The organism is Beggiatoa leptomitoformis, assembly GCF_001305575.3.
GTDB classification, from domain to species: domain Bacteria; phylum Pseudomonadota; class Gammaproteobacteria; order Beggiatoales; family Beggiatoaceae; genus Beggiatoa; species Beggiatoa leptomitoformis.
This window is the reverse complement of the sequence record NZ_CP012373.2, coordinates 2,861,969-2,883,984: the sequence shown is the minus strand read 5'-3', so window position 1 is coordinate 2,883,984 and position 22,016 is coordinate 2,861,969. Positions and strand designations below refer to the sequence as shown.

20 protein-coding genes are annotated in these 22,016 nt (G+C 40.5%); 10 read left to right on the top strand and 10 right to left on the bottom strand.

The features are described 5' to 3' along the window. Position 1 precedes the first annotated feature (1 nt). Positions 2–943, bottom strand: a complete 942-nt coding sequence (locus tag AL038_RS12130; RefSeq protein ID WP_083991513.1) for a DMT family transporter — start codon at positions 941–943, stop codon at positions 2–4. A gap of 102 nt (positions 944–1,045) precedes the next feature. On the opposite strand from AL038_RS12130, the gene AL038_RS12125 reads away from it, so the two are divergent. Beyond that, on the top strand, positions 1,046–1,939 hold the full coding sequence (locus tag AL038_RS12125) for a LysR family transcriptional regulator (protein ID WP_062153183.1): 894 nt from the start codon (positions 1,046–1,048) through the stop codon (positions 1,937–1,939). Between the two features lie 291 nt (positions 1,940–2,230). Here the strand turns inward: AL038_RS12125 and AL038_RS12120 are convergent, their stop codons facing one another. The 5 genes from AL038_RS12120 to AL038_RS12100 all read right to left on the bottom strand — a co-directional run bounded on the left by AL038_RS12120 (position 2,231) and on the right by AL038_RS12100 (position 5,913). Continuing rightward, complete coding sequence (locus AL038_RS12120) at positions 2,231–2,539, bottom strand: ArsR/SmtB family transcription factor (protein WP_062153181.1); 309 nt, start codon at positions 2,537–2,539, stop codon at positions 2,231–2,233. 220 nt (positions 2,540–2,759) lie between these two features. Continuing rightward, a complete protein-coding gene (locus AL038_RS12115; RefSeq protein ID WP_062153179.1) occupies positions 2,760–3,890 on the bottom strand; it encodes an NADH:flavin oxidoreductase in 1,131 nt (376 codons plus the stop codon). Positions 3,891–4,063: 173 nt separating this feature from the next. Then, a complete protein-coding gene (locus AL038_RS12110; protein WP_062153177.1) occupies positions 4,064–4,252 on the bottom strand; it encodes a PLDc N-terminal domain-containing protein in 189 nt (62 codons plus the stop codon). 28 nt (positions 4,253–4,280) lie between these two features. Further along, on the bottom strand, positions 4,281–4,817 hold the full coding sequence (locus AL038_RS12105; RefSeq protein ID WP_062153175.1) for a hypothetical protein: 537 nt from the start codon (positions 4,815–4,817) through the stop codon (positions 4,281–4,283). A gap of 34 nt (positions 4,818–4,851) precedes the next feature. Continuing rightward, complete coding sequence (locus AL038_RS12100; protein WP_062153173.1) at positions 4,852–5,913, bottom strand: extracellular catalytic domain type 2 short-chain-length polyhydroxyalkanoate depolymerase; 1,062 nt, start codon at positions 5,911–5,913, stop codon at positions 4,852–4,854. A gap of 136 nt (positions 5,914–6,049) precedes the next feature. Between AL038_RS12100 and AL038_RS12095 the strand changes: the two genes are divergently transcribed. From AL038_RS12095 to AL038_RS12075, 5 genes are all read left to right on the top strand, one after another. After that, positions 6,050–7,045, top strand: a complete 996-nt coding sequence (locus AL038_RS12095; protein WP_062153171.1) for an ABC transporter ATP-binding protein — start codon at positions 6,050–6,052, stop codon at positions 7,043–7,045. Beyond that, positions 7,038–7,475, top strand: a complete 438-nt coding sequence (locus tag AL038_RS12090; protein ID WP_062153169.1) for a S26 family signal peptidase — start codon at positions 7,038–7,040, stop codon at positions 7,473–7,475. Before AL038_RS12095 ends, AL038_RS12090 begins: the two co-directional genes overlap by 8 nt. 87 nt (positions 7,476–7,562) lie before the next feature. Beyond that, positions 7,563–10,295: a C25 family cysteine peptidase gene (locus AL038_RS12085; RefSeq protein WP_062153167.1), complete on the top strand. Its 2,733-nt coding sequence runs from the start codon at positions 7,563–7,565 to the stop codon at positions 10,293–10,295. Positions 10,296–10,315: 20 nt separating this feature from the next. Continuing rightward, positions 10,316–11,446, top strand: coding sequence for a fibronectin type III domain-containing protein (locus AL038_RS12080; protein ID WP_062153165.1), 1,131 nt, complete (start codon positions 10,316–10,318; stop codon positions 11,444–11,446). A 9-nt stretch (positions 11,447–11,455) separates the two neighbouring features. After that, positions 11,456–11,605, top strand: a complete 150-nt coding sequence (locus tag AL038_RS12075; protein WP_161575462.1) for a hypothetical protein — start codon at positions 11,456–11,458, stop codon at positions 11,603–11,605. Between the two features lie 143 nt (positions 11,606–11,748). Here AL038_RS12075 and AL038_RS12070 read toward each other — a convergent pair whose 3' ends face one another. Both AL038_RS12070 and AL038_RS12065 read right to left on the bottom strand, forming a co-directional pair. Next, complete coding sequence (locus tag AL038_RS12070) at positions 11,749–12,303, bottom strand: OmpA family protein (protein ID WP_062153163.1); 555 nt, start codon at positions 12,301–12,303, stop codon at positions 11,749–11,751. 55 nt (positions 12,304–12,358) lie between these two features. Next, positions 12,359–12,880, bottom strand: coding sequence for a hypothetical protein (locus AL038_RS12065; protein ID WP_062153160.1), 522 nt, complete (start codon positions 12,878–12,880; stop codon positions 12,359–12,361). A gap of 232 nt (positions 12,881–13,112) precedes the next feature. Here AL038_RS12065 and AL038_RS12060 point away from each other — a divergent pair, with 232 nt between their 5' ends. Next, positions 13,113–15,407 carry a penicillin acylase family protein gene (locus AL038_RS12060; protein ID WP_062153158.1) on the top strand — a complete coding sequence of 765 codons (2,295 nt, stop codon included), beginning with the start codon at positions 13,113–13,115 and terminating at the stop codon, positions 15,405–15,407. A gap of 182 nt (positions 15,408–15,589) precedes the next feature. Here the strand turns inward: AL038_RS12060 and queD are convergent, their stop codons facing one another. Together queD and AL038_RS12050 are read right to left on the bottom strand one after the other, a co-directional pair. Then, positions 15,590–15,946, bottom strand: a complete 357-nt coding sequence (gene queD, locus AL038_RS12055; protein ID WP_062153156.1) for a 6-carboxytetrahydropterin synthase QueD — start codon at positions 15,944–15,946, stop codon at positions 15,590–15,592. Between the two features lie 62 nt (positions 15,947–16,008). Next, positions 16,009–16,461 (bottom strand): YiiD C-terminal domain-containing protein, encoded by a 453-nt coding sequence (locus AL038_RS12050; RefSeq protein ID WP_066246136.1) that lies wholly within the window; start codon positions 16,459–16,461, stop codon positions 16,009–16,011. A 229-nt stretch (positions 16,462–16,690) separates the two neighbouring features. Here AL038_RS12050 and AL038_RS12045 point away from each other — a divergent pair, with 229 nt between their 5' ends. The 3 genes from AL038_RS12045 to AL038_RS12035 all read left to right on the top strand — a co-directional run bounded on the left by AL038_RS12045 (position 16,691) and on the right by AL038_RS12035 (position 22,014). After that, positions 16,691–18,766 (top strand): GGDEF/EAL domain-containing response regulator, encoded by a 2,076-nt coding sequence (locus tag AL038_RS12045; protein ID WP_062153153.1) that lies wholly within the window; start codon positions 16,691–16,693, stop codon positions 18,764–18,766. A 260-nt stretch (positions 18,767–19,026) separates the two neighbouring features. Next, a complete protein-coding gene (locus tag AL038_RS12040; protein ID WP_062153150.1) occupies positions 19,027–21,423 on the top strand; it encodes a Tex family protein in 2,397 nt (798 codons plus the stop codon). A gap of 105 nt (positions 21,424–21,528) precedes the next feature. Next, positions 21,529–22,014, top strand: a complete 486-nt coding sequence (locus tag AL038_RS12035) for a YybH family protein (protein WP_062153148.1) — start codon at positions 21,529–21,531, stop codon at positions 22,012–22,014. Positions 22,015–22,016 lie beyond the last annotated feature (2 nt).

The window sequence follows — 22,016 nt, the reverse complement described above, 5'->3', positions numbered from 1 at the left end:
ATTACGCCAGATCAGTTGACGCAGTTTGTAAGCGGGGTAAGCGAGATTTCAGCACGACCAATACGCCAGAAGCTGCCACAACTGTCATACCCAACAGACTGAGTTGATCTGGTATATGTTGAAACACTAACCAGCCAAGTAACCCTGCCCACAAAAGTTGTACATAATTCATGGGTGCGAGTACCGAGGCAGGCGCGTGCTGGTATGCGGCGGTAAACAAAAAATGTCCTAAACCACCATAAATACCAATGCTGATAAACAGCAGGTAATCTTGCCAACTTGGTTGAATGCCCTGCCAAAACCACGGCAATGATAAGCCAAAGCTAAACGCGCCAATTAACGCCGCGTAAAATAACAAGCTGATGGTATGCTCACTGCTAGCAAGCATCCGCGATAATAGTTGGTACACAACGGTTGCCACAGCTGCGCCCAGTGCATAGATGACACCTAATGTGTCTAAACCACTGGTAGGGCGCACAATCAGTAATGTGCCGATTAATCCCATAATGACAGCTACCCAACCTAATGCACCAATATGTTCACCCAATAGTGGGCGGGCAAGTAACACGACTATCAATGGTGATAAAAAGATAATGCTTGTAGTTTCTGCAATCGGCATCCGTTGTAGGGCAAGCCCGATAAAGAGCGTAGCGATTACTAAGGAAGCACCGCGTACTATAACCCAGCCTGTACGTTGGGTTTTTATCAAGCGTTTGCCTTGACTGGGGGCTAGTATGATAATCATGAGTGAACAATGTACGATATAGCGCATGGCAGCAATCATTGGGACATCATACTGAGTGGTAAGAAACTTAGTTGTCGCATCCATGCAAGCCAACAACAAAACGGCCGCTAACAGCAGAGAGATACCACGCCATGGCTGCTGTGTCTCTGCTAAATGAGGTGCAGTGGTAGGCAACGGTTTGCCTATGGGGTTACGCATGGGTTTCATCTCCTCAGTAATCATAACGAGATTATTCTAATGCTTGAGTGTGTTAATGATAAGATAGGATAATCTGCATAGACTTATGAGAATAATTCATAAATGTCACGAGAGCGTTTTGACGATTTGATTGCCTTTTTAACCATTGCTCGTGCAGGCAGTTTTACCCGTGCCGCTGCACAATTGGGCGTGTCACAGTCGGCATTAAGCCATACCTTACGTAATTTAGAAAACCGTTTAGGTGTGCGTTTGCTGACACGCACTACTCGTAGTGTTTCGCCAACTAGAGCAGGCGAACATTTGTTACAAACGGTGGCACCGCGAATGAAGGAAATTGAAGCGGAATTAGCTGCGTTGAGTGCCTATCGGGATAAACCCGCAGGCAATATTTGCATTAATACGGCAGGTCATGCCGCTGATACAATACTTTGGCCTAAGTTAGAGCCGTTATTGCATGAGTATCCTGATATCAAGGTCGAAGTCATTATTGATTATGGCATGATTGATATTGTTGCTCAGCGTTGTGATGCTGGGATACGAATTGGTGATCAAGTAGAAAAAGATATGATTGCGGTGCGTATTGGACCAGATTGGCGCATGAGCGTGGTCGGTTCGCCCCATTATTTTGCCTCACATAGTTTGCCCCAAGTACCACAGGATTTAACCGAGCATATTGGTATTAATTTGCGCTTACCCACTTACGGCGAATTGTTGACATGGGAATTTTCACAAGATGGGCATGAGGTAAAGGTGCATGTGGAGGGGCAATTAATTTTTAACAGCGGTCTGCCCATTTTGCGAGCAGCATTAGCTGGTTTTGGCTTGGCGTACTTGCCAGAAGATATGGTTAAAGAACATATCACGGCAGGTCATTTGGTGTCAGTGCTTGAAAATTGGTGTCAGCCATTTTCTGGCTATCATTTATATTATCCCAGCCGTCAACAATCGTTACCCGTATTTAAATTGGTAGTGGAGGCGTTGCGATATCGGGGGTAAATCACTGTATTAAACCTTATAGCCGAGTACATAACGGGTTCGGTGGAATTATAATGAAAAATGACATAAAAACAGGGTAATGACGTGACTTTCTATCTTCTTGAAGAAAAGTAAGGTTTTCCTTATTAAACAACAGACACACTGTTTTAAAATTAGCCAGTTCCATAAATCCTTGTCCACATTCGCGACAGTTATAGCTTTTCGTATTTCATGATGTATGTAGCTTCACAGTGAGGACAACTCAGTGCCTCTCTTCAGTTTGTGAAGAAGGGTAGAAATGAATAAATCTATTTACAATTCATTTTTCAGATATTCTAAAAAAGCTAATATCACCGATTCATTACGTTTATAAAAAACCCATTGTCCAACCCGTTGAGAAGTCACTAAACCCGCACGTTGTAAAATGGCAAGATAAGCAGAAATGGTAGATTGCGATAATCCTGCACGTTCATAAATACGTCCAACACATACGCCATTTTCTAATGTATGCTCTTGTGATTGAAAGTGTTTTTCAGGTTCTTTTAACCATGTCAATATCTCACGGCGCACAGGGTTAGACAGTGCTTTGATAATGCCATCAATATCCAATTCATTACTCACGTGCTACATACCTCAGTTTTGCACAACTACCGCAATTTATAAGCCATTTCTTTATACTTCAGCCATTATGCTGAAAACGTTAGATTTAATAATTAAAATTAAATAGCAACCAACATCAATTACGCCAAACAAAGCAGGGCGCAAAAATATCCCTTCCTTGTTTAGCGCGACAGCATCAAGTTCACGGGGGGTTCATCACCGCCATTTTACCGTGTTATGTCTAAACCACCAGTGTTGTAAGGGCTTCATGACTGAAATTTTTAATCGTTTCATAATGCCCTGAGCGTACTTTATTCGCCCATTCTGGTTCTGAAAGTAATGCCCGTCCGACAGCGACTAAATCAAATTTATTTTGTTCTAGCTGGTCTGCCAAAGTTCTAAGTTGTTCAAATTGAATACTTGGGTAATCCCGACCTTGAAATTGTTCTAATGAAAAGGCTTTATCTAAACCGACACTACCAACGGTAATCACGGGTTTATTCGTTAATCGATGTGTCCATGTAGCAAGATTGTCAGGAGAATCGGCAAATTCTGCTTCCCAAAAACGGCGCGTGCTGGCATGAAACACATCAACACCCGCATCCGCTAGCGGTTGTAAAATTCGTTTTAATTCATCTGGTGTATTGGCTAAGCGAGCAGCATAGTCGCGTTGTTTCCACTGGGAGAAACGGAAGACAATAGGAAAGTCTTTGCTGACAACCGCGCGCACCGCTTTGACAATTTCAACAGGAAAACGAACACGGTTTTCAATTGAACCGCCATATTTATCTTCGCGCTGGTTTGTACCTTCCCAAAGAAAGTTATCTAATAAGTATTCATGCGCACCGTGTAGTTCTATGCCGTCAAAACCAATCCGTTCAGCATCTTTTGCAGCTTGGGCAAAGGCTTCAATAATAGCGTTTATATCCGCTTGAGTCATGGCACGAACAACGACTTTACCCTCTTCTTGAATTTCCATAGGACCTACCCCAGGAATACTGGGGTCTGGTTCTGTACCGGGGCGACGAATTAATCCAACATGCCAAAGTTGAGGAATAATTTTTCCGCCTGCCGCATGAACTTCATCAACAACGTGTTTCCAACCTGCAAGGGCTTTTTCACCATAAAAAGCGGGTACATTGGGATAACCATTGGCAGAAGGATGATTAATATAAGTACCTTCGGTAATAATTAAACCAATACCGCCTTCTGCGCGTCGCCGATAGTAGGTCGCAACTTCTTCTGTCGGAATACCATCAGGTGAATGATTGCGAGTCATGGGTGCCATGACCAGACGATTAGGTAACTGTTGACCACCAAAAGAAAAAGGTTGGAAAAGGGTTGCGGTAAGACGTTCAGTAAGTGCTTGCATGAGCTGTTCCTTGTAATGGTTTATCTGTAAATTTGCTTACGTATATATTTATATATCTATAATAACAAATATTCAAGTGCCAGCTCATAAAATAATTAAGGGTGAATAAATTCACCCTTAATTTTTAGCAAATATTGGAACAATGATTATAAAAATAAATTAATCAGGAATGGCTAATTCCCCAGTCGTAAAGTTTTATCACCAGGTCCTGCTACGTACCACGCAATCACACCAATCAATGGTAAAAGCAGAACGATGACGACCCAAACAACTTTTTGTTCAACAGGAACAGAGGTTTGGATAATTTTTAAAATCGCAAAAACATCTGCAATCAGTATAAATACACTTAAAATAAGTTGCATAAAAATTACCCTCAACGCTAGAAAGCGTTTATTTCTTCGATACACTGTTTAATGTGGTTTCTGCCCACGCATTCAAGCCTGTTTTTACAGAACCCAATAATTCTAGGGTTTGTTCTGTGTTGGTTTTTAACTTGTCTTGTAACTCGGCAAATAACGCAGTTTGTGCCGCAATAACATCTTCTGCGGTTTTTGCTTTTTTCAGCTCTTCTAAATAATGTGCGGTACTTTCCATATAAATAACCAGCGTTGCGGTTTGGCTTTGTACGAAACCACTGACGGCTGCTTGGCTAATTTCGCCTAAACTTTTCACGGCAGTTGCCGAGCTTTGTAGATCAACAATGCTGAGTTGCTTTTGTAGCAGGGTGTTAAACGCATTACTATTGAATTCACGCAAATCACGTGTGCTGGCAAGTGCCATTTTCATAAATTCGGCAAAATTAGCGGGAACTGCTTGCGCGTTAAAAAGACCATTGCTCGCCTCAGTATTACCACTGGCGAGTTTTTTAAATGCGTCTAAAGAGGCTTGATTCATGTCTTGCCATTGTTTAATAAAAGTATTTTCCATGCTAATGTCTCCTAATTGATACTTGTGTAAAAGATTAATGTTGTGCGCGTGAACTGGCTAAGCGTTCAACCATTTTCATAACGGCTGAAATTTGTGGGGCTGTGTGACTGTAAAAATTGGGGTTTTGAGCATTGGTACTGGTATATCCCCAAAAATCCCAACAACCTTTTGGGTTATAGGGAATATTTGAGGGTTCTACCTGTGGGTAAAGAACAATAATGTTATTGGTATCCGCTAATTCGTTGTAGCCTGTACCTGAATAGTAATCGTTGCCGATTTTCTTCGCGCCTTGTTCGCAACCATGAAAAACAACATGAACGCGACAATGCTCTGTATTACAACTATTTGGAATATAAGCAAATCCTGTTTGACTCATGCTAGAGCGATTACTATCAATAAATTCAAACTGATTAAAACTGACAAAATCACCGCTTAAGTGATAAGGCTTCGCAGGTGGGTTTAAATCATTGCCATAAATATGCCGAAGGATGTCATGTGATTGCATAAAGTTACAATCATTAATGTAAGGGGGCGCGGTTAAAGAGCAGGTAACATCATTATCATTATTAGTAATAATGGCATGTCCTGCATTAACGGTAGTTACATATTTAATATTCTCTTCAGGTACATTGAGTTGTTTGTAAAATTGATACGTTGTATCCACAACTAGCGGAATAACGGTTCTATCTGCTTGTCCAGAGAAAATATAAATCTTCTCTTTTTGTAAGTTATCTAAAGCATCCACTTCATTGTTGCTGGCGAATTCTTGCGCTTTTTTTATTAATACATCAGGTTGTGGCGCGACACTGGCTGTCAGTGGGTGCATACAAGTGTTCATTGCATTTTCTAAAAATGTGTTAAATGAATAGCTTCCCGCACAATAAAAAGGCCCACCCGCGATAATACCAGCACCGATTATCTTGCTAGAATTAGCGACCTGAAATTGTGCCGCCATAAATGCGCCCGATGACAATCCAGAAACTGAGGTTTGCGTAATATCTGCATCGTAAGCGGGCAAACTAACCGTTTCTGCCACACTGACAATGGGTAACGACAGTAGTGTTATGCTTGCGAGAATATTCAATGAATATGACATATAGCAAAATCCTTTCATAAGCAGTGTATTATTTTCTGTTTTAACCCCGTTGTTAAAACTAAGTTAGTTTAACTCAATAACACTATAAAATAGTAAGTATTTTTGCATAATTCTCTCTAAATTGACGATATAGTTAATGAATCAAGCTGTTGAAGTAATAGATGTTTGTAAAAAATTCCCCATGGTTTCGGGCTATAGCGATTTTTTTTTACAACCGTTACAAAAAAAATACATGATGGCACTTCAAGATGTCAATTTAGTTATCCCAAACAATGAACTATTTTGTATATTAGGCGCAAATGGAGCGGGAAAAACAACATTATTAAAAATTTTATGCACACTGATGTTACCCAATAGCGGCACTGTGTTAATTCAAGGTTTAGATGTTGTACAACACGCATCCCAAATTAAACGCTTAATTGGGTATGTATTAAGTGATGAACGCAGTTTTTACTGGCGATTGACAGGACGACAGAACTTGCAATTTTTCGCTCGTTTGCAAAACCTTTCCCCCACAAAAACACAGCAAAAAATTCAAGCATTAAGCCAAAGTTTTGAATTAAGCCGTCAATTAGATGCCCCTTTTCAAACGTATTCTACGGGGATGCGACGTAAATTATCGTTTATACGTGGTTTATTGACTGACCCGCCATTAATTCTGATGGATGAACCTAGCAATGCACTAGACAGTTTGTCAGCAGAGCAGGTGTGGCAATATATTCGTGAAGTCTTGATTAATCAGCAAGGAAAAACCGTTATTATCACAGAGCATAATTTGAGCAAAGTCGAACGCTTTGCAGATAGATTTGCTATTTTGAAAAATGGGGAAATTAAAGCAGTAGCAACCCCACACGAACTACGCCAGCAATTAACCCCTAAAAATTGTTATCAATTAGTACTTCAACAGCCAACAATGGGGTTATTGCACTGGCTAGCAACAAGCTGTGAGATTCAGCAACAAACCGTGCAAAATGATGGTAATCTATTGTTAGAAATCGTATTTACTTCTCCACAAATTAATTATTCTGCATGGTTAGCCGATTTATTAGCGGTAGGGGGGCGTGTGTTAAGTTTTAGCCCTGTATCGCATTCATTAGAAAATATTTTTTCAGCTTATTATCAAGATGTTTGAACCCGTCGCCCGTCCTTTTTGGTTGACTACTACGTCTCATAGCATGATGCCGTTAATGCCACCAAATTCACGAATATTTATTCAACCTATCGCCCCTGCATTGCTTCGTGTTGGGGATATAGCAGTTTTTATTGCGGATAATAAACTCATTGCACATCGGGTATTAATCATAAAAACAGATGTCTTTTTGCAAAGCGGCGATGCGATGTTATCCGCGCATACAATTTCATTTTCCCAGTTGCTTGGAAAAGTGCTTCAGATTGAAACGACAGATAAAATCTTTGTATTATCGCGTAAAAATTGGTTACAAAAAATAATTGCCCGTAGTAGCCATTTTATTATTCGCCTACATCCGCAATACCCGCGTTTAAGTCATTATTTACATCGTTTTAAATTCCACTGTATTAGGCTAATAATTAAAATTGCCTGAATCAGGGTTCGGATAATCTTTACGTCCTAATTTGTTTAACACTATTCTTGTATTCAAATACACAATTTAATTAAGTGAGATATTCGTTTGAAAACTATTTATCTTCTTGCCAGTTTTTGGCTGTGTTTTGCCATCAATTCGCCGCTGTTTGCCAGTGTTGAAATACAAATAACAGAGAATAATGAACAATCTGTTACGCTAACGTTGATAAGTGACGGGCTACAATTAACGCCACAACTGAGTGAAAACGGGCAACTTATCCAAACGGTACAATTAGCAGGTGCAAGCTATCGTCACGACGCACCGTTACCGTTACGTGGCACGTTGTTGGCTGTGCCACAAGGGGCGCGACCAACCGTAGAAATTGTCGATAGTGTTGTGCAAACCATGTCCGCACAATTGATAACTGTTGATAAATCAAGTTTACCGCTGAGTCCTGTCACCTTGGGATTAACAGGGAAAATCCGTGAGCAATCCGTCGCACAACTGATTTTTTACCCTGTGTTATACGATGCAGATAAACAGCTAATCTCTTTTTATCAAAAACTAACAGTCCGTGTAAATTTTAACGCGCCAACAACACGCAGCGCGCAAAATCGTACAGAAACACAGCCTGTTTTTAATCAACTATTTCAACAGTTACTCCCCAATTACAGCCCTACAAACTATCCGACAACTCGCGCACTAACGACAACCACCACTTGTCCAACAGGCAATATTCGTTTGCAACTGATGCTGGATACGGATGGTATTTATTTCTTAACTAAACAAGACTTTCTGAATATTGGGCTAGATATTAGTCAATTTGACCCCCGTTGGATAGAAATGAGCCGTCAAGGGCAAGCAATTCCCTTATATGTTTTGGGGGAAGAGGATGGTGTATTTGATGAGAGTGATGCGATTTTTTTCTACGCACAAGCCATGACTGGCGATTATACCCGCACAAATGTTTATGATTTAACGCTCAAATTTGACGGCTCAACCCGTATGAACATTGCAGATGGGAAACCTCATGCAGACCTAAGCCCTTTAACCCAATTTCGCGCCAGTAAGCATGTAGAAGTCGATAAGGAATATTGGGGCGGTGTCCCGACAGCGGGGAGTGATGGTTGGTTTTGGGCAAGATTAACGGCAGGTGGGTCGCAGGCAATGCCTGTCAGTTTGCTCAATGTTATTAATGATGTAACAGAAACAGCAACGTTACGGGTAACATTACAAGGGCGTGCGGGTGATGTGTATTACACGCCAGACCATCACACCTTAGTATTTCTTAATCAAGACAATATACAAGATGCTTATTGGGATGAACAAGATGTGTTTGTTCATACGGTAAATGTGACGCAAGATAAGCTAATTCGTGGAACGAATACGATTACGCTGTCTTCCTTAGGTAAAACGGGCGCAAGTGTGGATGAATTGTATGTCGACGCGCTAGAAGTCGACTACACCGCAAGTTATACCGCAGAAAATAATCAATTAACCTTCACCACAGCAGAAACAGGTGATATTAATATTCAACTAGATGGATTCACGTCTGATTTTATTGTGTTAGTGGATATTACTGACCCTAAAAATGTTATTCCTTACATCAACACGGTTATTACTCAACAAGCCAATGGACGCTATAGCCTCTTATTTGGTGATACGCTCAGCACACCAAAAAAATGGCTCGCATTAGGATTGGATGTGGCTTTATTACACAAACCCAGCGCAATGACGTTAGAAATTCCACCAGAAACGCCATTACAATCTAGTTGCCAACAAGCGGATTATATTCTGATTTATCATGAAAGTTTTGATGTGAGTCGTTTGGTGAAACACCTAGAATCAACAGGATTCAATGTATTAAGCGTTACAACGCAAGATATTTATGATGAGTTCAACAATGGTGTAATGAGTCCGCAAGCCATTAAAGATTTTCTCACCTATGCCTATAACAATTATCAAACGCCAAGCCCTGCGTATGTATTGTTTATGGGCGACGCGAATCAGGATTATTTAAACCGTTTGCAAGGGGGAATTAATTATGTGCCAACTTACATTTTAAAAACCCCGCGTTTAGGTGATACCGCCTCAGATAATTGGTTTGTTAGCATCAGCGGTGATGACCAACTTCCTGATTTAATAGCTGGTAGAATGCCTGTGCGGACACAAGCACAAGTGGATGCAGTCACTGATAAAATTATCAACTATCTTCAACCCAGCACAAGCACAGACGGTTGGCAAAAATATGTTTTATTTGCCGCTGATAATGAAGAAGAATTTCAAGCGATTTCTGATTATTTAATTGGTTATAGAATTCCTAACCAAATAGCACATGCGGTTTATTTGAGTGGATATGATAACAGTGGCGTGTTAGCAAAAGCGGATATTATCAAGTATTTAAATGAAGGCGCGTTAGTCACCACTTACAATGGACATGGTGGGGTAGAAAATTGGGCGGGCGAGTTTATGTTTGAATCTAGTGATGTTGCTGCCTTAACCAATCAAGACCGTTTAACATTTGCTGTTATACTAAGTTGTATTAATGGACGATTTGCAAATTATCGTGAGGAAAATCCATTAGCGGAAGCATTATTAAATACGGCAGACAAGGGGGCAATTGCTGTATTTGCACCAACAGGCTTAGGTGCAAGTATTGAACATGCAGCAATCTCTGAAGAGTTATTTAAATCTTTATTTATCAATCGACAAACAGAGGTTGGCGCGTTAGTCACCAGTGCAAAAATCAAAGCGGTTACGGATTATGGCATTTCCACTGATAATTTAGAGATTTATACTTTATTTGGCGAACCGAGTTTACGGTTACAGTTACAATGAATTTTTAGGGAGTTTATAAGATGCAACATCGTTTAAAACAGAGTTTACCGCTATTTTTCACGCTGGGATTAACAGCGGGAGCGCAGTTTGATGTGTGGGCAGCAACAAACACCACTTTAATAGGGTGTAATGTTGTTAATCCTAATGGCGTAACGGGAATTTCTGGCTCATCGACAGCCGTATTTCATACAAACTTACCCTCTTCTCCAGCAGGTTTAGTAGCATGTACTAGGAAATACTGGCAGTTCGCATCTACTGGTTGCACTAATCAAAATATCACCATTGATTTAGGCTCTGGTGGTATTCCAACCCCCAACTTTTTTGTTCCTAATACCTATAAGTTGGTGTGCAGTACGAACGAGCCTGCTGGAACAACATCAGCCGATTATTTTACCTCTGGTGGAGTAAACTCTTTTAGCGCAGGTTTAACTACTGGTGCAGCCGCCAATTTTGTCGGTGGAGCAGCAGGTTTTGCAAAAATTATTTTTAATAGTGTCACTTTTAGCGCGACAACTCGTTACTGCGTTTTATGTACAACTCAAAGTGACCAAAATGGCGGTAATGACCTTCTTGTCACGCTGTCTAGTTTCAACGCCATCAGTTTACCAAACAGCGTCAAACTCACTTGGAAAACAGCGTTTGAATTGGACAATGCAGGCTTTCATATTTGGCGCAGTGAAACCCGTGATGGAACATATCAACGCTTAACAACGGAATTGATTCTTGCTGATGGCGTTGGTAGCTCTTATGGATTTATGGACAATAGCGCGGTTGCTGGTCAACGTTATTATTATAAATTAGAAGATATTGATTTACATGGAGTTAGTACCTTTCATGACCCAATTACCGCTGAACCCAATGCGATTACGCTACTCAGTCCTGCTGATAATGTAACGTTGGATAAAAACCATACGCCTGCGTTAGCTTGGTCTGCGGATGCTTACACCAGTTTCAAATTGCAATACTCGCTAGATGACGGGCAAACTGTTTATGAAATCCCGACAAGCAATGTTTTTACGCCATCAATGCCTGATTGGCAATTATTGGTAGAACAATTACCCAAACCGACAACGCTCATCTGGCGGGTTATTGGACAAGATGAACAGGGTAATCAAGCCTATAGCACCATACAACACATTATTATTCAGTAGAGGTTATTTATGAACGATACACAAGACAATCTCCCCAATGAGCGCGTTGCAGCGCATGAAGAACGTCCTGAATATGAACCGCCTATGATTAAAGTTTTTCAACAAGATGAGTTGTTAAAAAACGTTGCTGTTCACGGATGTAGCCCGTTTGATGAATAGGCTCATGGCAAAAATAGCACGGATGCCACTGTTTTAAATGATGTTATCCATGCCTGTTTAGCATTACTCGATTTTAATGAATAAAAAAGGGATAACACGGTTTTATAGTGTGTTATCCCTTTTAAATTGTCTGTATAAACAAATTAGCGCACCGCTAAACCTTCGTTTAAAACCGTAATTTCAATCCGTCGATTTTGCCGACGACCGCTTTGAGTTTTATTATCTGTGATAGGACGTACTTCGCCAATTCCTTTCGCAACAATCCGTTTGGATGCAATCCCTCGTGAAATCAACGCATATTTTACAGCATCGGCTCGGCGTTGTGACAATCCTAAATTGTAATCATGACTGCCTGTATTATCCGTATGTCCTTCAATTAACACATTACGGCTTGGGTTTTGATGTAAATAACTGGCGATTTTATCAATACTGATTGCTGAGGTACTGAGCAGTTCCGCTTTACCTGTTTCAAATAAACCATCACTGAGTGTTAGCAATAACCCTTTTGCCGTTTGTTGCGAGCGAACACTATCAAGTGCTGCACTGGCGGTTTCATCCGTTGTGTTGCTTGTATTATCAGGGGATACTTCAGGTTGTTGCGCATCTTGTTCGGATACAGTAGAACAAGCATTGAGTAAGCTACAAACCATTACGCATAATGCCATTTTTTTTAATAAGGCATGGGTATTTATTAACATATCTCTTAATCAACCTATTCTAATTTGTTTATTTGAGAGGATAATGGCTCGCCGATTAAGGCATTTTAACCACCAGTTTTTTATCCAAAAATTGATAAAAAATTTGTTTGGTTACGCCTACAGGTTCGATGGGAAATGTACGAACAATTTGTCCGTCTTCAACCGTAAAATTATCATGTCCTTGATAGTGAGCTTTTTCTTCTTCGGTTAATATCGGCACGGTTTGAGATGGGGAAAAAGTTGTGCCTGATAATTCGGTTAAGCTGATATTTTCTTCAGCCGTTTTGCTCACGGTGATTGTTTGTAAAATGATTTCTGGATTACCATCGCCATCCATATCTGTTACCCACGCATTATTTAAGCGATTACCTTCCCCTTTTAGTTGTGTAAATGGTTTTCCTTCATTTGTTACTTGAATTTCCCATTGATGGACATCACAACCCGTTCCTTGAATAACAAATTCAAGTGATTCATAACTATGTGTTTGTTCAAATGTACAATTTTCCGCTGCGCTACTAACGACAGGAAGCATTAATGCTGATAAAATACAAGGAATACAAATGATTAACTTACGCATAATCTTCTCCAGTTGATGAATGATAATGAAATGGAAACAGATATTCTAAACCAGCTAATAGGATTGGTGTTAATCTACGCCATCCGATTTGAAGCTCAAAACCGATTAGATTTTTCTATCTAGCTAGTGTCAATAGATTTTTTTGATGCCCAACTGTGAGAGAAAATCTTTATAATAGGTATTAAGAATGAACAGCTTCACTCTCTATCTAATTAATTTTTGAGGTTTTATTGTGTTAAAGTGGATAAAACGTCTTGTGCTTGGGTTTTTTAGTATAACGCTATTGGTTGTTATAGGTAGTTATTGGTTTTTGCAAACAACATTACCAACAGTAACGGGAGAATTGCATTTTAAAGGCTTGCTTGCACCTGTCACTATTAGTCGTGAACCGTCTGGTGTTGTACATATTCAAGCAGAGAATGAAACAGATTTATTTTATGCCCAAGGGGTTGCACATGCACAAGACCGTTTATGGCAAATGGAGTTCCAACGACGAATCGGTGCGGGACGCTTGGCTGAAATCTTGGGCAATAAAGCGATAGACCAAGATAAATTTTTACGGACATGGGGATTTTATCGCGCGGCAGAACAAGCCTATCTTGCTTTAGATAGTGAAGGTAAAGCGGTGATTAATGCGTATGTTGCAGGTATTAATGGTTATTTAGAAAGTGACCCAACATTACCTATAGAGTTTTATTTATTGGGGGTTAAACCCGCTAAATGGACACCTGCAGATGTATTAGTTTGGTCAAAAATGATGAGTTTTAATTTGGCGGGTAATCGTCGGACAGAATTGCGCCGTTATGCGTTATTAGCCAAAGGGTTAACGGAAGAGCGTATTGCAGAATTGATGCCTTTGTATGCTAATCAGGTACAACCAGCAGATGCAGCCCCCATTCATCCGACTACCCGCGATTATCAGTTAATAGAAGCCTTGTTTAAAGCGGATAAATTTACGCCCGTAACCAGTGAAGTATCAAATAATTGGGTGATTAGTGGGCAACATACAGCAAGCGGTCAGCCTTTATTAGCAAATGACCCGCATTTAGCCATTAGTAATCCTTCCTTATGGTATTTAGTACATTTGTCAGCACCTCATTACAATGCTATTGGCGCGTCTTTACCGGGCTTGCCTTGCGTTGTCATTGGTCATAATCAAGATATTGCGTGGGGTGTAACCAATGTTGAGGCTGATGTTGAGGATATTTACGTTTTAGATGAAACCGCTGATGGTAAGGGTTATCTTTATCAAAATGTGGTAACGCCTTACACAATTCGCACAGAAACGATTAAAGTGAAAGGAGAAGCTGACCAATCTATCACGATTAAAGAAAGTCTTTATGGTGTTGTCATTAGTGATTTAGTCGCAGACGTGCCACACACCAAACCACTCGCCCTGCGTTGGACAGGGCATGACGCTGATGATACGACATTCAGCACCTATTACTGGATTAATAAAGCGCGGGATTGGACAGATTTTAATGCTGCAATGCGTTTTTATATCGCGCCAAGTCAAAACTTTATTTATGCGGATAAAGTAGGCAATATCGGTCATATTGTTCCCGGTCGCTTACCCATTCGCAAAACAGGGCATTCAGGTTTATATCCTGTTGCAGGGAATGGTGATTGGGATTGGCAAGGTTTTATCCCCTTTGAAGCATTACCGCGTACATATAATCCACCCGCTGGCTATATCGCAACGGCAAATAATGATATTAGCCCACCAAATTATCCCTACCATATTTCTTTAGAATGGGGTGGTGAACCCTATCGTTTTCAACGTATTAATCAACTTATTACAGCAACAGATAAGCATGATTTAGCCAGTGTGCGAGCGATTCAGCAAGACCAACATAGTTTGTTATATGATGATTTTCGTCCTTATCTACAAAATTTACCCGTTACCTCACCGACAGCCCAAGCCGCATTAAAACGGTTATTAGTTTGGCGTGGTGATATGTCACGTCATTCATCAGAAGCGACATTATTTATGGCGTGGTATATGGGATTTGCACGATTACCCAATGCAGAAACGGGAGAATCTTGGTATTTTTACCCCCGTTATTTATTAAATGCCCTAAAATCGGGCGACAGTGCTTGCGCGACGCAAAAACGTAGTTGCTTAGAAATTGCCGCTCAAGTATTTGAAACTGTTGTTGAACAATGGAAAACAGACATTCCACAATGGGGATTTATTCATCAAGCTGAATTTAATCACGCCATTTTAACGCATACGCCTCTCGCGCCCTTATTTGATCGACGGGTTGATTTTGGTGGCGAGCGGTTCACTATTAACACAGGCTGGGTTGATCCTGATACGTTTAAAACAACTCATCTACCCAGTTATCGCCAATTAATTGATTTTAGCCAGCTAGATAATTCTGAATACATCCATACCGTTGGACAATCTGGTAATGTAATGTCTGCACATTTTGATGATTTATTACCCTTATGGCAGAAAGGTGAATATTTATCTATGAAAACGACGGGATATGTAGAGGCGGAAAAGCTGGTGTTAAAACCTTAAAGGGTTAATAAAAATTATCGGTAGTGCTAAATATAAAAGGATAAATGCCATCATTGTTTAAGTCAGTGTTTTCAACATTGACGGTGATAAAAATGATTGCATTGATAATCTCAGACAGTCGCTACGGGGCAAATGACTTATCCTTACTGCTTTAGCACTACCAAAACTGCGTGGATTCTGACTTAATCCCCTGTATAAACACAGCCACTCGTGCATGTTTCTTCAATAACAATTTTTGATAACGCGGGTAAAACGGGTTTTAAATGCAGCCAAATCCAACGGGCAATATTTTCACTGGTTGGGTTATCTAACCCCTCAATTTCATTTAAATAATAATGGTCTAAACGCGCATAAATCGGTTGAAACGCGCTTTTAATATCGCCAAAATCCATTATCCATCCTGTGTGTGGCGCGACTGTACCACTCACATAAATCGTTATCTGAAATGAATGCCCATGTAATCGCGCGCATTTATGCCCTTCTGGCACGTTTGGCAAGCGGTGAGCGGCTTCAATACTAAATTTTTTGTAAATTTCCATACAATCATCATCTCGACTAAAGAAAACATTTGCACCAGTTTATGGCACTTAATACACGATTCCTAGTTTGTTTTTAGGGCGACATAGCCACCCGTCAATTGCACAGCAACCGTATTTTCTACAGTCAATACTTGAACTTGTAATTCCCAACGGGCTTTTCCCCGTTGAAAGAAATGGTCTAAAAAGAGGTCAACAATAGCCTTGTCAGGTAATTGGCACCATGCATAAATATCCTGTGTTACAGGATTTAAATAAGTTATTTGTGTTTGATAAACCAGTGTGTTAGCTGTTGCACCTGCTTGTTGAATGAGCGCGTGGGTTAGCCCCCAACCCGTAACGGTCATAATAGCGGCTAAACTTCCGCCAAATGCCGTATATTTATCGTTAATATTGAGAGCGAGTGGCGCGCTTATTCCTAACCCTTGTGCATCTAAGCGAGTGACTTGAATGCCCATTGCTTGCGTAATGGGTATCTTTATATGGAGATACTGCTGTAGGTCTTTAGGGAGATACATAATGTCTATGGTCTAAAATATGCAATTGCCGTTTAAACAAGCGTCTTCAGGGCAATTTTAACAGGTTTATTTCTTAAATATCGTCAAAAACATCATTCTATTGAAGTAATATATTGTAAAAATTTGCTAAACGCTATAATTGCTCACAGTAAACTTTTCGTGCTAGTCACGTGAGAACGCTGTTTATCTCATGTAAAATAAACAAGAAGTATATAGGGAGATATGAACAGTGATACCGATTGATATTATCCGGTTAATTGTTGTGGAAGAATCAGCAAACGATGCTGAAATGATTTTAAATAGTTTACGTAAAGCACGTTTTCCTATTCGTCCACGTCATGTAGAAGATGATGAGGATTTGCAAAATGCGTTAACCGAACAAGAATGGGATTTATTAATTTCTGTTCCACAAGTAGGTGATTTTACCGTTGCACAAGCCTGTGAAATGGTTGCTTCTTCACGCCAAGATATTCCAATTATTGTCTTGATGGAAAAATTAGAAGGGCAAGCAATGGGGGCATTATTAAGTGCAGGCGCGCGGCATGTTATTCCCAGAGATAATGAAAATTGTTTACAAATCATCGTTGGACGCGAGCTACAAGAATTAGCCAGCCGTCGCCAACATAAACATTTAGACCAGTTATATCGTGAAAGCCAGCGACAAAATAGTATTTTGCTAGAAACCTCAAGAGATGCCATTGCCTATGTGCATGATGGAATGCATGTTCATGCAAATCCAAGCTACTTAGAAATGTTTGGGTATAAGAGCATGGAAGTGCTAGAAGGCTTACCCGTCATGGACTTAGTGTCACTAGAGGACCAGTCAAAATTTAAAGATTTTATGCGCGATTTTATGACACATGAAGCGGAAGGGGATAGAAATATTCAATTACGCGGTATTCGTGCAGATAGAAAAGCCTTTAAAGTAGAAATGGAAGTAAGTCAGGCTATTTATTCTAGTGAACGTTGCATTCAAGTGATTGTCCGTGATCAATCTCAGGATGAGGAAAAAGAAAAATTACAACGACAATTAAAAGAAGCAAATATTCGTGACCATGTAACAGGATTATATAATCGTACACATTTTATTGCCTTATTAGAAAAAGCCTTAGCAAAAGCAATGGAAAGTACGGTACGTAGCACCGTCTTATATATCACGTTAGATAATGTCAGTGTTGGCAGTATCGATTTGGTTATTAAGAATATTGGTAAAGTGATTGGTGGACTGACTGAAACAGGGGTTTTAGCGCGATTTGGTGACAATATCTTTACTATCCTAATGATAGATAAAGACATTACTTATGCCAGTGAATTAGCTGGCAAACTTTGTAAAGCAGTAGAGGCAACCGTCACGGATTTAGGGATTGGTGAATCGATTATTACGACTTGCAGTATTGGTATTGCGCTAGTACTTGCCTCAGCAGCAACCCCGCAAAATGTGTTAAGCGATGCACACGCTGCTTGTTTAGAAGCCCATAAACGCGGGGGAAATACCTTTGAAGTGTATAAAGCGGTTATTAAAACCCCTGAACAAGGTGGTTTAAAAAACAGCGATATTGCAAAAATGATAGAAACTGCGATAGAAGAATCCCGTTTATCTTTGCGTTATCAACCTATTGTTAGTTTACATGGTGAATCGCAAGAGATTTATGAAGTCTTTTTACGCATGGTTGATTCTGAAGGAAAGCCCATTCCCTCAGGCAGTTTATTCAGTGCCGCAGAACAAGCCAACTTAAGCATTAAGTTAGATAAATGGGTTTTACAAGAATCATTTAAGGTACTGATGAAGCAAGAAAAATCTGGGCATCAAACCTTCTTTTTTATCAAACTGGCTGACCAAGCCATTAAAGATGAAAACATCCCCCTATTCATCCGTAAATTATTAAAAGCCACTGGATTACCGGGAGAACGTTTAATCTTTGAAATTAATGAAACCATTGCAATTAGCCAAGTTAATTTAGCAAAAGCGTTCATTAGTACTTTAAACAAAATGGGCTGCAAAACAGCCTTAGAACATTTTGGGACAGGATTAAACTCAGCAACAACGTTAAAACATATACCCGTTGATTACGTCAAAATCCACTACTCCTATGCAAAAGGGCTATCAACCAACACAGAAAACCAAAAAGCGGTACAAGACATTGTGAAACTAGCGCATGAGCAAGGCAAAATTACCATTGCAGAAGCCGTTGAAGATGCCAACAGCCTAACCGTTTTGTGGCAATGTGAAGTCGATTTTGCACAAGGACATTATGTACAAGAACCCAGTGATGATTTGTCTTATGAGTTTACTGAAGAAGAATAACTCGATATAGATAGCGGGCTTGTTTTCCAGCAGGACGGACATTTTACAGTCATGGAAATAACTGTTAAAACGTGCGTCCTTTTCCATTTCTACGCTTTACAGTTTGCGAACTTGCAAATATAGTGAGAATTATTGGATTTCTCCCCAGTATGCTTTGATTATTGTATAATCCGCCCTTTCTACATTTCCCCATTCACAGCTAACCTTAAAACCATTGGGGAAATTAATTTGCTTGTCCGTATAGAGGTTACTCTCCGTTTATGAAGACTATTGCCGAACGTATTGCCGAAGAACTCGGTGTGCAAGAACGTCAAGTACAAGCGGCTATCGCTTTATTAGATGACGGCGCGACCGTGCCGTTTATCTCCCGTTACCGTAAAGAATTAACGGGTGGCTTGGATGATACTCAATTACGCACCCTAGAGGAACGGTTACGGTATCTGCGTGAAATGGATGAACGCCGTACTGCGATACTCAATAGTATTCGTGAACAAGACAAGCTCACACCTGAATTAGAACAAGCCATTTTAGAAGCTGATACCAAAACCCGTTTAGAAGACTTGTATTTACCTTACAAGCCCAAACGTCGCACCAAAGCCCAAATTGCTAAAGAAGCAGGACTTGAACCCCTCGCGCATACGCTTTGGCAAAATCCAACGCAAGACCCCGAAATCATCGCCGCAACTTTTATCAATGCTGAAAAAGGTATTAACGATACCAAACAAGCCCTAGATGGCGCGCGACAAATCTTGATGGAACAATTTTCCGAAGATGCCGAATTATTGGGTAAACTGCGGATATTCATGTGGGAAAATATCAAGCTAACCTCCAAAGTTATAGAAGGCAAGCAGACGGAAGGGGCAAAATTTTCTGATTATTTTGATTATCGTGAACCCCTCAAAGAAATCCCCTCTCACCGTGCCTTAGCCCTATTTCGTGGACGCAACGAAGGCTTTTTACAACTAACCCTCCCCTTAACTGAAGAGGAAGAAGCGACCACGCCCGCTAGTCGTCAATTAAATGCGTGTGAAGCGATGATTGCCCAACATTACCAAATTGCTGACCAAAGCCGTATGGCAGACAAATGGTTACAAGAAACTGTACGTTGGACATGGCGATTTAAAGTTCGTTTAAGTTTAGATGTCGAGCTGTTGATGCGGCTACGTGAAACGGCTGAAACAGAAGCGATTAAGGTTTTTTCACAAAATTTAAATGACCTATTACTTGCTGCACCCGCAGGACAACGCGCAACAATGGGGCTAGACCCCGGATTACGGACAGGGGTAAAAGTTGCCATTGTTGATAACACAGGTAAATTAGTTGACCACACAGCAATTTATCCCCATCCGCCAAAAAATCAATGGACGGAATCACTGGCAATTCTTGCTAAACTAGCAGAAAAATATAATGTTGAATTAATCAGCATCGGCAATGGTACTGCCTCACGTGAAACTGACCGTTTAGCGATGGATTTAATCAAAGCACATCCTGAATTGCGCTTGACTAAAATTGTTGTGTCTGAAGCGGGTGCTTCCGTTTATTCCGCGTCCGAATTAGCGGCTAATGAATTTCCTGATTTAGATGTCACCATTCGCGGTGCAGTTTCTATTGCGCGTCGCTTACAAGACCCATTAGCCGAATTGGTAAAAATTGAGCCGAAATCCATCGGCGTTGGTCAATACCAACATGATGTTAATCAAACACAACTTGCCCGCACCCTAGATGCAGTGGTCGAGGATTGCGTAAATGCTGTAGGCGTTGATGTGAATACCGCATCCGTGCCGTTACTCAGTCGGGTATCTGGCTTAAACGCAGGTTTAGCAAAAAATATTGTGGCGTTCCGTGATGAACACGGTTCATTCACCAATCGGGACATGTTACGCAAAATTCCCCGTTTTGGTGAAAAAACATTTGAACAAGCTGCAGGCTTTTTGCGGGTGATGAATGGTGAAAATCCTTTAGATGCATCCACTGTTCACCCTGAAGCCTATCCTGTAATTGAACGCATTGTGGCAAAAACGAGTCGTCCCGTTAAAAATTTAATCGGTGATGTGCCGTTTATTCGTCATCTAAAACCACAGGACTTCACAGATGATAAATTTGGTATTCCAACAATTACCGATATATTACACGAGCTAGAAAAACCGGGACGTGACCCACGTCCAGAATTTAAAACCGCTGAATTTAAAGAAGGTGTGGAAACTCTTGCCGATTTAAAAGTTGATATGGTACTAGAAGGCGTGGTAACAAATGTAACGAATTTTGGTGCATTTGTTGACATTGGCGTGCATCAAGATGGATTAGTGCATATTTCAGCACTGTCTAATAACTTTATCAAAGACCCGCGCGAAGTGGTTAAAGCGGGTGATGTGGTTAAAGTGAAAGTCTTAGAAATTGATTTAGCACGTAAACGGGTGGCTTTAACCATGCGTTTGAATGATTCAGGACGAGATTCCGCTATTAGTGCATCCTTACCCAAGGATGAAAAACCCAAAAGTGCGAACAGCGATTCGCGGACTAAGCCTACAGCACCCGCTCATAAACCTGTTCAAAAAGACAGTAAACCCGCAAAACCTGCTAAACAAGCCGTTGCACAGCCACCCACTGCGTTGGGTACTGCCTTAGCAGAGGCAATGGCAAACGCTCGAAAACGTTAAAGCCATTGATTGGGGGGTAAAACCTGTTTGTTTATATACAGCAATTTTTATGTACCGCCGTCTATAATACATTTAAAGCCTTTAAAGAACGTTTAGGAATTTGTTATGCCCGTTTATACAACCCCTGAAGAAGCAGAATTAGCCTTTTATGAGGCTTTTGAAACCGCTAACCTTGCAGACATGGCACGGGTTTGGGCAGAGTCTGACGATATTACTTGCGTCCATCCTATGGGTAATTGTCTAAAAGGGCGTGCATTAGTCATGAGTGGTTGGCGTGAGGTTTTTAGCAGTGGTACACGTTTAGCCTTTGAATTAACGCCTATTCAGCAAAATATTAATCGGGATATTGCCATCCATACCTTGTATGAAAATATCTCTTTAGTGGGGAGTAATCGCCCTTCTACTTCTATGATTGCCACTAATATTTATCAATTAATTAACGGCAGTTGGCAAATTATTCTGCATCATTCTTCACTCATGTCGGTTGAAAATGATATAGACCTCGATATGTATGATGAGGACGATGATGAAGACACTGATTTTATAGAAGATACAGGGTTATCTGCCTTGCCGAAGCGGGTTGTTCATTAATA

Coding starts and splice junctions, on each gene's coding strand:
- AL038_RS12125 (WP_062153183.1), top strand. CDS start 1,046: ATGTCACGAGAGCGTTTTGACGATTTGATTGCCTTTTTAACCATTGCT.
- AL038_RS12065 (WP_062153160.1), bottom strand. CDS start 12,880: ATGCGTAAGTTAATCATTTGTATTCCTTGTATTTTATCAGCATTAATG.
- AL038_RS12130 (WP_083991513.1), bottom strand. CDS start 943: ATGCGTAACCCCATAGGCAAACCGTTGCCTACCACTGCACCTCATTTA.
- AL038_RS12090 (WP_062153169.1), top strand. CDS start 7,038: ATGTTTGAACCCGTCGCCCGTCCTTTTTGGTTGACTACTACGTCTCAT.
- AL038_RS12105 (WP_062153175.1), bottom strand. CDS start 4,817: ATGGAAAATACTTTTATTAAACAATGGCAAGACATGAATCAAGCCTCT.
- AL038_RS12110 (WP_062153177.1), bottom strand. CDS start 4,252: ATGCAACTTATTTTAAGTGTATTTATACTGATTGCAGATGTTTTTGCG.
- AL038_RS12075 (WP_161575462.1), top strand. CDS start 11,456: ATGAACGATACACAAGACAATCTCCCCAATGAGCGCGTTGCAGCGCAT.
- AL038_RS12115 (WP_062153179.1), bottom strand. CDS start 3,890: ATGCAAGCACTTACTGAACGTCTTACCGCAACCCTTTTCCAACCTTTT.
- AL038_RS12035 (WP_062153148.1), top strand. CDS start 21,529: ATGCCCGTTTATACAACCCCTGAAGAAGCAGAATTAGCCTTTTATGAG.
- AL038_RS12050 (WP_066246136.1), bottom strand. CDS start 16,461: ATGTATCTCCCTAAAGACCTACAGCAGTATCTCCATATAAAGATACCC.
- AL038_RS12080 (WP_062153165.1), top strand. CDS start 10,316: ATGCAACATCGTTTAAAACAGAGTTTACCGCTATTTTTCACGCTGGGA.
- AL038_RS12040 (WP_062153150.1), top strand. CDS start 19,027: ATGAAGACTATTGCCGAACGTATTGCCGAAGAACTCGGTGTGCAAGAA.
- AL038_RS12070 (WP_062153163.1), bottom strand. CDS start 12,303: ATGTTAATAAATACCCATGCCTTATTAAAAAAAATGGCATTATGCGTA.
- AL038_RS12095 (WP_062153171.1), top strand. CDS start 6,050: ATGAATCAAGCTGTTGAAGTAATAGATGTTTGTAAAAAATTCCCCATG.
- AL038_RS12100 (WP_062153173.1), bottom strand. CDS start 5,913: ATGTCATATTCATTGAATATTCTCGCAAGCATAACACTACTGTCGTTA.
- queD (WP_062153156.1), bottom strand. CDS start 15,946: ATGGAAATTTACAAAAAATTTAGTATTGAAGCCGCTCACCGCTTGCCA.